This is a genomic window from Vibrio sp. 10N.222.48.A3, assembly GCF_041475345.1.
GTDB lineage: Bacteria > Pseudomonadota > Gammaproteobacteria > Enterobacterales > Vibrionaceae > Vibrio > Vibrio tasmaniensis_A.
The window spans coordinates 1-10,347 of the sequence record NZ_JBFRVX010000180.1 but is presented as its reverse complement, the minus strand read 5'-3'; the positions used below and the strand labels follow the sequence as shown (position 1 = coordinate 10,347).

10 protein-coding genes are annotated in these 10,347 nt (G+C 44.7%); 1 reads left to right on the top strand and 9 read right to left on the bottom strand.

Annotation, left to right across the window (positions count from 1 at the left end; all coding sequences use genetic code 11):
- Positions 1-453: 453 nt before the first annotated feature.
- From AB4653_RS06455 to AB4653_RS06415, 9 genes are all read right to left on the bottom strand, one after another.
- A complete protein-coding gene (locus AB4653_RS06455) occupies positions 454-870 on the bottom strand; it encodes a hypothetical protein (protein WP_009846728.1) in 417 nt (138 codons plus the stop codon).
- A complete protein-coding gene (locus AB4653_RS06450; RefSeq protein ID WP_009846729.1) occupies positions 854-1,927 on the bottom strand; it encodes a formate dehydrogenase subunit gamma in 1,074 nt (357 codons plus the stop codon). Before AB4653_RS06450 ends, AB4653_RS06455 begins: the two co-directional genes overlap by 17 nt.
- Positions 1,928-1,940: 13 nt before the next feature.
- Positions 1,941-2,549 (bottom strand): formate dehydrogenase FDH3 subunit beta, encoded by a 609-nt coding sequence (fdh3B, locus tag AB4653_RS06445; protein ID WP_004733723.1) that lies wholly within the window; start codon positions 2,547-2,549, stop codon positions 1,941-1,943.
- A gap of 11 nt (positions 2,550-2,560) precedes the next feature.
- Positions 2,561-5,416 (bottom strand): formate dehydrogenase subunit alpha, encoded by a 2,856-nt coding sequence (locus AB4653_RS06440; RefSeq protein WP_372103615.1) that lies wholly within the window; start codon positions 5,414-5,416, stop codon positions 2,561-2,563.
- A gap of 10 nt (positions 5,417-5,426) precedes the next feature.
- On the bottom strand, positions 5,427-5,627 hold the full coding sequence (locus tag AB4653_RS06435) for a twin-arginine translocation signal domain-containing protein (RefSeq protein ID WP_004733728.1): 201 nt from the start codon (positions 5,625-5,627) through the stop codon (positions 5,427-5,429).
- A gap of 76 nt (positions 5,628-5,703) precedes the next feature.
- Positions 5,704-6,372 carry a molecular chaperone gene (locus AB4653_RS06430; protein WP_009846731.1) on the bottom strand — a complete coding sequence of 223 codons (669 nt, stop codon included), beginning with the start codon at positions 6,370-6,372 and terminating at the stop codon, positions 5,704-5,706.
- 9 nt (positions 6,373-6,381) lie between these two features.
- Complete coding sequence (locus AB4653_RS06425) at positions 6,382-8,043, bottom strand: 4Fe-4S dicluster domain-containing protein (protein WP_009846732.1); 1,662 nt, start codon at positions 8,041-8,043, stop codon at positions 6,382-6,384.
- A gap of 302 nt (positions 8,044-8,345) precedes the next feature.
- Positions 8,346-9,032, bottom strand: a complete 687-nt coding sequence (locus AB4653_RS06420; protein WP_009846733.1) for a DUF3306 domain-containing protein — start codon at positions 9,030-9,032, stop codon at positions 8,346-8,348.
- Positions 9,022-9,486 carry a DUF3305 domain-containing protein gene (locus AB4653_RS06415; RefSeq protein WP_009846734.1) on the bottom strand — a complete coding sequence of 155 codons (465 nt, stop codon included), beginning with the start codon at positions 9,484-9,486 and terminating at the stop codon, positions 9,022-9,024. Before AB4653_RS06415 ends, AB4653_RS06420 begins: the two co-directional genes overlap by 11 nt.
- 369 nt (positions 9,487-9,855) lie before the next feature.
- On the opposite strand from AB4653_RS06415, the gene AB4653_RS06410 reads away from it, so the two are divergent.
- Positions 9,856-10,347: formate dehydrogenase accessory sulfurtransferase FdhD (locus tag AB4653_RS06410; RefSeq protein WP_372103612.1), on the top strand; the 492-nt coding region annotated here is incomplete at its 3' end.

Below are 10,347 nucleotides of genomic sequence, written 5' to 3'. Positions count from 1 at the left end.
GCTCTGTACTGCGCTATGAACTTGGTTAACCGTTTGACTCATTAAAGCTCTCTCCCTTAGCTTTGTCTCAATTGCACTAGAACCGTGCGAATTGATGTCGTAATTAATTAAAGACTCAACAGTAAACGCAAGATGCGTTCCAACTTGGTTACGCAAAAAACGTGCAACAGAGTTTGGTTTTAAGTTATTGATTCTTTGTGGTTAATTTCTTAGGTGCACTTTATTGGTTCTCAGAGAGAGAAAACATTCGATAACTGATTGCACCAATTGTGGGAATTGCACCATATTGATGCGGTCAATATAAGGCATTAGATCAGTTACCTAGCGCCCAAACGACAAAAAGCCCAGTGAAATGAATCACAGGGCTTTTAAGGTCTTTCGCTGATTACAGTTAACTCATCGCAAAGGAGCTATTATCGAGTTTGTTAACCCGAACGGCTTACATATAAACGCTTAAAGGTTTGGACCTGTTGTCGGGTTTTGCGGTAGGTTTTGACTTAAACGCTGCATGCCTTGATACATACGAATAAACCACACCACAATCGCCACACCACCAAATACCATGCCCACATATGGAATGTAGTAAGCGATGTCATCGATAATATGGTTTTGATACCAGTAATCGTTCACACCGATCAACACGCCGTTAGAGGTCGCTACCGTAACGATAAGCACAACAAAAAACGTCAGGTTCAAGAAGAACGAGCGAATCAAGCCGTAGTAATGGGTATCCACTACTTCGCCGTCTTCGCCTTTATCTAAACGATAGCCCGCGTAGATAATGGCAATCACACCAGAGAGAAGACAAGTAAATGGTGTAAAGCAGCTTAGGATGTAAGCAACCCAAATACCCTTATGAGGTTTGTTCATTCTTATTCACCCCTTCCATTTTCTCTGTTGCTACGTTAGCGCTTTGTTCAACGCCGTTTTTCTCTTGTTCCATCACTTCTTTGTACCAAAGGTCATGGTGTTCTTTAGCCCAGGTTTCATCGACTTCGCCTGTTACCATACCTTCTAGTGCGCCTTCCATACCGAACAAGCCAATATAGATGTGGAACACAAAACCACAGATAAGGATCAGAGCAGCAAGCATGTGAACTAAGTTCGAAAGCTCCATATCACGTCGTGTTTGGCCAAAGATTGGGAAATCTAACACCAAGCCACTGATCGCTGCGACACTACCCATAATGATAAGCAGCCAAAATAGCGCTTTTTCACCCGCGTTCGAAAACTCTGCCGATGGATGAGAACCTTTGTGTTTCCCTACCATGCCGCCTAGTTTGATGAACCACTGAATATCGACCATTTTGAAGATCGACTTGCGCCACCACTTGATAAGAACAGCCATCAATAGCACATAGAAAATCGGGCCGATGTAGTTGTGGTATTGCTTCGCCAATAGAACGATAAAGCCCCAAAGGTCAGTTGGAATATACGGCTTCAAAAAGTGCTTGCCGTAAACCAACATCAAACCACTGAACGCGAGCGTTAAGAAAGTAAACGCCATGCTCCAGTGCAGTGCGCGGTCCAGTCGCGACCAACGTTTGATCTTACGGCCCGTTCTTGGTGCACTCAGCATTAATGGGCCAATCACAACGTACATTAAAGTAACGAAAGCAATACTGCCAAAGATAGCGACGGCACCGGCTGGCGACATCCACTTCTCTTTCAATATGTACCACGTTTGCCCGGGCGTACTGATTAACATACCGTGCTCAGCCGATTGAGATGTGGTGTAACCTTCTTCACCGTTTCTTACTTGTCGCCAAAAATCAGCGCCAGCAAGTTGTGTGATTTCTCTTTCAGCAGAGCTCGATTGAGTTTGTGATGAGTTTGTCTCAGATGCATGACTCAAAGGAGACAGCATTGTTAGTGCTGCCAACATTGGCAGCACAACAAGAAAGAGACGCTTAAACATTGTAAGCATATGTCTCTCCTAACTAGCTCTTCATCGCATCGTAAGAAAGGTCATTGCCGTCTGTCCAGCCTGCACCCTTCGCACCACGCTCAACAACACGCTGACGGAATACATCAGAGACTTTCTCTGCATCACCCGCTAGCAGTGCTTTGGTTGAACATAAAGAAGCACACATTGGTAGCTTGCCTTCAGCAATACGGTTCGCACCGTACTTCTGACGTTCTTCCACAGAACCTGGCTCTGTTTCTGGACCGCCAGCACAGAAGGTACATTTGTCCATTTTACCGCGCTCACCAAAGGCTTCCTGTTTAGGAAATTGAGGTGCGCCAAACGGACAAGCAAACAAGCAGTAACCACAACCGATACACAGATCTTTATTGTGAAGTACGATGCCGTCTTCTGTATGTTCAAAACAGTCTGCTGGGCAAACTGCCATACAAGGGGCATCAGTACAGTGCATACATGCGACTGAGATAGAGTTTTCACCCGGTTCGCCATCGTTCAATGTGACAACGCGGCGACGTTGAATACCCCATTCCAGAGCATCATCATTTTCATTCTTACATGCAGTGACACAACCGTTACATTCGATACAACGTTTGGTGTCACAAAGAAATTTCATTCTAGCCATTTTAAGACTCCTTACGCTTTACGAATATTACAAAGGGTTACTTTCGTTTCCTGCATCAACGTGACAGGGTCGTAACCATATGTGGTTGCTGTATTGGCAGCTTCGCCAATAACGTAAGGATCAGAGCCTTCTGGGTATTTAGAACGTAAGTCTTCACCTTCAAACTTACCACCGAAGTGGAACGGCAAGAACGCTAAACCCGGTTTAACACGACGAGTAACCATCTCTTTCACCTTGATGCGGCCTTTCTCAGCACCTTCAACCCAAACATCATCACCATCTTTAAAGCCAATGTCGTTTGCGTCTTTCGGGTTCACTTCAACAAACATCTCTTGTTGTAGTTCCGCTAGCCAAGGGTTAGAACGGGTTTCTTCACCACCACCTTCGTACTCAACCAGACGACCAGAAGTCAGAATGATTGGGTATTCAGCAGACTTGTCTTGGTCTTGAATTGATTTGTACAACGTAGGAACACGGAAGATTGCTTCCTTGTCATCCCATGTTGGGTAGTCTGCAACAAGATCACGACGTGGCGTGTAAAGTGGTTCACGGTGCAGTGGTACGCGGTCTGGGAATGTCCAAACAATCGCACGCGCTTTCGCATTACCAAACGGGATACAACCGTGTTTGATAGCCACACGCTGGATACCACCAGAAACGTCAGTCTTCCAGTTCTTACCTTCCGCTGAAGCTTTCTCTTCTGCGGTTAGATCGTCCCACCAACCCAGTTGTTTCAGCAGTTTGTCACTGAATTCTGGGTAACCGTCTTTGATTTCGCTGCCTTTTGAGTAGCTGTCTTCAGCCAATAGACTTTGACCTTCAAATTCGACGCCGAAACGAGTACGGAAGTTACCGCCGCCCTCAGCAACCGGTTTAGACGTATCGTAAAGGATATGCGTACCTGGGTGTTTCATCTCTGGGTTGCCCCAGCATGGCCAAGGAAGACCGTAAGTCTCGCCATTCGCTGGGCCGCCTTCTGCAGCAAGCGTTGTTTTGTGGAACGTGTGCCAGTTTTGTTGGTGTTCTTTCAAACGTTCTGGGCTTTGACCTGTATAGCCGATCGTCCACATACCTTTGTTGAATTCACGAGTGATGTCTTCAATCAATGGTTGGTTGTTCTCAACACGGATGTTTTTGAACAGTTGATCAGAGAAACCAAGCTTCTTAGAAAGAAGGTACATGATTTCGTGATCAGGCTTAGATTCGAACAGAGGATCAACAACCTTGTCGCGCCACTGTAGAGAACGGTTTGATGCCGTTACACTGCCGTAGGTTTCAAATTGAGTGGTTGCTGGAAGCAAGTAAACGCCATCTGTGCGATCGTTCATTACTGCTGCAACTGTTGGATATGGGTCAACGATAACCATCATATCCAGCTTCTGCATCGCCTTCTTCATCTCTGGACCACGAGTCTGAGAGTTCACCGCGTGACCCCAGTAGAACATCGCGCGGATGTTTTCGCGCTGACGGATCTTGTCTTTGTCTTCAAGTACGCCATCAACCCAACGAGATACAGGAATACCTGCACTGTTCATTGGTTTTTGACCGCCGTATGCGTTGTCGTCGAAACGTCCTTTCACCCAGTCAAAGTCGATGTCCCAAACTTTAGACCAGTGGCGCCAAGAACCTTCAGACAAGCCGTAGTAACCTGGAAGTGTGTCAGACAGTACGCCAAGGTCAGTTGCGCCTTGTACATTATCGTGACCACGGAAGATGTTTGCACCGCCGCCTGATTTACCGATGTTACCTAGTGCGAGCTCAAGTACACAGTAAGCTCGTGTATTGTTGTTACCCGTCGTGTGTTGAGTACCACCCATACACCAAACAATACAACCTGGACGGTTCTCAGAAAGCAGTTTTGCTGTGTGGTAAACGTCTTCTTCGCTTACGCCTGTCACGCGTTCAACTTCTGCTGGGCTCCACTTCGCGACTTCTTCACGGATCTCGTCCATGCCAAATACACGTTGGCGGATGAATTCTTTGTCTTCCCATTTATTAGCAAAGACATGCCATAGCACACCCCAGATAAACGCAACGTCTGATCCCGGGCGTAGAGAAACATAGTGATCAGATTTCGCAGCCGTACGCGTACGACGAGGGTCCGCAACAACGATCTTACAGTTGTTCTTCTCTTTCGCGATTAGGATGTGCTGCATTGCTACTGGGTGAGCTTCTGCAGGGTTTGAACCAATGAACAGCATTGATTTACAGTTGTGCATGTCATTGAACGAGTTTGTCATTGCACCGTAACCCCAAGTGTTCGCAACACCGGCTACTGTGGTTGAGTGACAAATACGTGCTTGGTGGTCAACGTTGTTTGTTCCCCACAAAGACGCCATCTTACGGAATGCATAAGCTTGCTCGTTACTGTGTTTTGCACTACCTAGGAAGTAAACCGAATCAGGGCCAGACTCTTTACGAAGTTCTAGCGCCTTGTTACCGATCTCTTCAATCGCTTGTTCCCAAGAAAGCTTCTTCCACTTACCGCCTTCCAATTTCATTGGGTACTTAAGACGACGTTCACCGTGGCCGTGCTCACGCAGTGCTGCACCTTTCGCGCAGTGTCCACCAGCATTAAATGGGTGATCGAATGCAGGTTCTTGACCTGTCCATACGCCATTTTGAACTTCAGCGTAGATACCACAACCCACAGAACAGTGAGAACAGATAGTGCGTTTCACTTCTGTTTTCGCTTCTGGGTCGACTGATTTAGCTTGCGCCTTTTTCATCATGCCTGGAGCGAATAGACTTGCGCCTACTACCGCGCCACCAGCTGCTAATGAGGTGTTTTTCATGAAGGCACGTCGAGACACACCCAGTTGATTGGTTTCTTTGCTCACACTATCGGAGCGTTTGACAAGTTTCATCCGTTATCTCCTAAAGTGTGTCGTAGTAATCGCGAATGTGTTGCGTTTCACGATAGCCCGTCTTCTTCATGTCTTCTTTCGGCATTTCAACCGTTTCTGAAGCAGTTGCCACTTTCGTTGTACCAGCGACAACGGCACCAGCAACGGCTGCAGTCGTTAAGCCTTTGAGTAAGTCCCTACGGCTTGTGTTTATTTCTTTATTATCTTTCATCATTGCTTCCTTACCTTGCGGTAGATCTTTTTGGAGGCTTAATGCCCCTCTGTCGATATAATCGCGTACTGCTCGATTACTCGTAATCAGTGACGTTTTTCACATCAATCTTTAATTTATGTTTACTGCTTTTTGTATTAACGCTAAAACGCACTTGCTCTAACGTTAGGAATGCTTCACACAGCTGTGCTGCTGATTTGTAGAAGTTCGCACTTTCTGCACTTTCAAGCTGACGCGTAAAAGAGTTAAACCAAGGACCAAGATGCTTATTGAAAACGGCTTGTTGAAGCGCGTCTTCTTCATTGGTTAGCATCGCCATTACTTCACACAATGCAGCAATATGATCTTCTGGTTCTTTCACTTGATCATCACGTTCAATGCCTAAAAGCTCTAGGTCATGACGAATCTCTGCTAAGGGTTTTTCCATCATGGCGCCAGTTCTATGCCAAGAGCCAAATGGAACAATCTCTCCGCGGCCAATGCCAATGAAAAGATTCTGATATTCATCTTCTAGTGCTTCGCGGTTTGATTCGGTTGCGGCTTGTTGAATCGCAATCCAAGCCTTTTGCATCGCACTCTCAGACGCTTCAATGTCTAGCGTCTTGAGAAAGTTGATCACCTCTTCAGAAGGTGCGCTACGAAACAATGCAGAAAGAACCAGATAGATTTCAGTTCTTAGTGTCTGTTCTTGCTTTAATTCTTTTACGAGCTCAGGCTCTTGTGCCTGATCCAAATTAGTATCCAAGGCCAACTCCTAGTATTTCAATTGTTTCAATGGGTCTTGAGCCATTGAATCGAACATGTCCACCACACGACAGTCTTCACACATCGCAATACGATTAATCGCAGTTTCATCTGAAAAATGAGAGTGACCGCGTAACTTGTTCTGTAACATGTCAATCATAGACTGTGGAGCGAATGGCTTATGGCAACGTAAACATTCCGCTGCTTTCTCTTCATGAATCACAACAGCCTTCTGACGTTCTTCTTTCACCCAATTCATACGAGGAGTCAGAGTAAGAACATTCTCAGGACATGCCTTTTCACACAGACCACATTGAATACAGTCTTGCTCTACAAACTTAAGTGATGGAGAGGCACCATCGGTATGCAGCGCACGTGTTGGACACACAGCCACACAGCTCATACACAAAGTACAATCTTTGCTTTCACAAGAAACCGTGCCGTATGGCGCATTCGAAGGGAGCTCTACAATGTTTTCAACAGGAATACGAGATGAAGACATCGCATCAAGTGCTGTGAATAGGCGTTGACGTTTATTGCCTTGAAGATCGCCAAGTGCAAGATCGAACGAATCAACACACAGTGTTGGAGGCCCTTCACGTAGAGATTCTAAATACAGGATATCGATGGTTTCTTTTGGAACACCGATTTGGTCTAGTAACTCTTGAGCGATCCCTACTTCGTTATTTAGGACACGAATGATGGTTTCTGGCATAAAGCGAGAAGCAGCAAACAGAACCTGAGTTGCGCCATTCACTAACGCTGCAAACCAAGTATCAATACCAATAGAAGGCAATTCTTCAACAACGATTGGAATCACGTTATCTGGTAGCGCTTTAAGAGCCATCACGTTGTAAGTTTCATGACGTGAGCTACAGATAAGTACGATTGGATCCAGACCGCCCGCATGTTCATAATTGGCTAGCGTACGTTCAATGAACTTTTGCGTATCGTCAGGATTTGGAAGCGCATAGGTAATCGCTTCTGTAGGACAGCTTGTTGCACAAGTCCCAACGCCCTGACATAGGTAAGGGTTAATCTCGATCTTGTGACCTGTCTTATCTGAGCCTTCACTTGATAGTGCGCCAGCAGGACAAGCATCAACACAACGCTCACAGCCTTTTACGCCACGAGAACTGTGTGCACAAAGGTCAGTGTCTAGACGGAAAAACTTAGGCTTATCAAAAGTACCCATTAGCGTTGGAATCTCTTCCAGTGCTTCCGCCAGTTTTGGATAGCCTCGCCCTACTGGGTAATAACCAGGAACAGGTACTTCTTCTGTCATGCAGCTGTTCAGACATAGGTCTAGAACAACATCGAAACAATCGTGATTAATGGCGACTTTCGCTAGGTTGCTTGATGTGCCTTTACTCTCAATCACGACTTCAAACGTGCCGAGGAAACCCGATACTTGAACCGAATTCGCGAAGTACAGTTCTGGGTTTGTGCCCTTTTCGCCGTCTGTTGACAACAAGGTTAAGCTCGTTAATTGAGGTAATTGCGCCGCAGCACTTTCAATGATCGCAGTTGGACCAATAACAAGTGTATTACCGCCGCTTTCGTAGCTAACAGTAGGTGGAATCAGATTTGTTAACTCTACTGTATTTTCAAATGCATACAGTCTTGCTTTAGCGTTATTTGAAGTTGCTTGTTCTAATAATTGTTTAAGCATTGCTCAGTTCCATCTATGGACATGGATAATCTGTTCAACCTTCATTGTAGTAAGCGATAGAGAACTTGCTGAGTAATCCGTTAACAACTAACTCTTTAGCTAGTGTGCCATTCGTTAGACCCTGAACTCGTCTATCTACAAAAAAGTTGATAATGAACGTTATTTAGCAAATGCCATGCCAATTTAATAATTCTTATATATCAGTGCTTTAATGCTTTGTGGCGTTTATTGTACGTATAAAAAAACCGCTTGGGACATTTTGTCGCAAGCGGTTCATTGAGTGTTTAGTCAAAATGTACCTATTATTTGTGTGGTATATTTTGTCCCATCTCTGTCAGGTCAGCTTCGTCTGACATTGTAGCTTTATTATTAGTCACTGTGTTTTTATACAGTCCTTTTTCTTCACCCGCAATTTCGTCACTTTCACTGAGTTCTGACTCGGTCTCTTCAGCTTCATTAATAGAGTCATCAACCTCATCAATCAAAGTTTCTTCTTCATTATCAGCGACTTGTTCAGGTTCGTTTACTGTGTCTTCTTCTGTCTTGTCTTTTACCCAATCGCGAAGAGTTTCTGCAACTCCTTCAGACAGAGACTTCAAATTGCTGTAATCGTCGTCGTAATCATCTAAACCATCACGAACGTTGAACTCTTCTGAGAGGAATAGTTTACGCAATGCGGCTTTTTTTACGCTTTCAGAGGCTTCTGATACCAATAATTGGGCAACAGACAAATCTTCAGTGGCTTCTGGTGCGGGATCTTGAACGTCAGCAACATGAACTTCTTCATTGATTTCTATAGTTTCACTCTCTAAAGACTGAGGCGCTGCTGCTTCCATTTCAGACGAAAGATCAGCAGGCGAAATCTCAGAAGCTGAAGAATCAGAGGGAGTGAGTGCTGGTACTTCCAATGTTTGCTCTACTTCCAAAGGTTCGTCAGTGGATTCATCAAGCTTTCGTTGAGACCAACGGCTAAAGAAGTTAGTTGCCATTTGATCTTCCCGCGCCTTTGCGTTTCTTACGTCTTGTTTCTAATAACTCGCCATGACGACCGATGAATGCTTCCATCCAAGCCTGTACGGGCAAAGGAATGTCGTAGGAAAGTACTTGGTTGTCACCGTCCATGTATTGCCCTGCAACGGTTTGTGAGGCAGTAAGTAACTGAATGACGGGCTTAACATCAGAATCGACATTATCCATTACTAAGAAAAGCTTAGGTTGCTGAGAGCTTAGGTTGAATCGATAGTCTGTACGTTCATCTTTATGTAATTGAAGTAAACAAACGTCTGGGGCGTCATCTTCTGGTGACAATTCAAACCCCTTCAATTCCCATTGAGTGGTTACCCAGATACCTGTTTTGATCTCTTTCTCTATTCTTTGGACACCTATTGGCCAAGCTGCTTCTGTTTTTTCGTATTGTTCTTTGAATTCTTTTATCTCAGACATACTTCACCCAATTGATTTTCTTTGGCCTGAATGTGCTTAGGACATTTTGTACTTAGCTCAATCCTATAAGCGCTATAAAGCAATAAACACGCCAATACAGGTTAACTTCAATAGCGCATCTACAATGTTCGTCATCAAGTTGTCACTTAACGTTAGTCGATACTGGTTATTTCAGACAACTCCACTCGGTGAACTCCCATATTTTGCGCTATTTTAATCAAATGCTTCATGTTTTCCTGAATACCCGTTATTTTGGAATAAGATTTGCTTTAAGCATGAGTTAAAGAATCGATGAACAAGATCGGCGTTAGACCCTCTTGTTAACTTCTTATCTCTTTAAATCGCTATCTCATTAAGTAGGACGTGACTGTGGTAAAACCAAACATAATAAAAACTAGTGAAAACCCACTTCAAACAATCGAAGTTGAAGTGTTTGATGAATATGGTGAGAAGCTAACCAAACAGATCGCTTGTGAACGCCCTCTTACCGTCATGTTGAACTGGAAAGAGATCGTAACTCTGATGACGCTCGGCTCGCGTCCTGAATCTTTAGTCTTGGGTTATTTGAAGAACCAAAGCTTCCTTTCTGACCCTGAAGCAGTTGAATCTATCATCATCGATTGGGAAACCAGCTCTGCAGCGGTCATTACCAATGAAGATACGAGCCAGCTTGAGCAAGCGCTTAAGAAGAAGACGGTGACCTCTGGCTGTGGTCAGGGCACCATGTTTGGTAACGTGATGAAGCAGTTGGAAGATTACCAAGTGCCTCAGACCAAAATTAAGCAATCTGAAATTTACACGGCTTTAGAAGCACTGACTCATTACAACGACACGTACAAGAAAGCTGGCGCGGTACATGGT

Coding starts and splice junctions, on each gene's coding strand:
- AB4653_RS06425 (WP_009846732.1), bottom strand. CDS start 8,043: ATGCTTAAACAATTATTAGAACAAGCAACTTCAAATAACGCTAAAGCA.
- AB4653_RS06435 (WP_004733728.1), bottom strand. CDS start 5,627: ATGAAAGATAATAAAGAAATAAACACAAGCCGTAGGGACTTACTCAAA.
- AB4653_RS06420 (WP_009846733.1), bottom strand. CDS start 9,032: ATGGCAACTAACTTCTTTAGCCGTTGGTCTCAACGAAAGCTTGATGAA.
- AB4653_RS06455 (WP_009846728.1), bottom strand. CDS start 870: ATGAACAAACCTCATAAGGGTATTTGGGTTGCTTACATCCTAAGCTGC.
- AB4653_RS06440 (WP_372103615.1), bottom strand. CDS start 5,416: ATGAAACTTGTCAAACGCTCCGATAGTGTGAGCAAAGAAACCAATCAA.
- AB4653_RS06450 (WP_009846729.1), bottom strand. CDS start 1,927: ATGCTTACAATGTTTAAGCGTCTCTTTCTTGTTGTGCTGCCAATGTTG.
- fdh3B (WP_004733723.1), bottom strand. CDS start 2,549: ATGGCTAGAATGAAATTTCTTTGTGACACCAAACGTTGTATCGAATGT.
- AB4653_RS06415 (WP_009846734.1), bottom strand. CDS start 9,486: ATGTCTGAGATAAAAGAATTCAAAGAACAATACGAAAAAACAGAAGCA.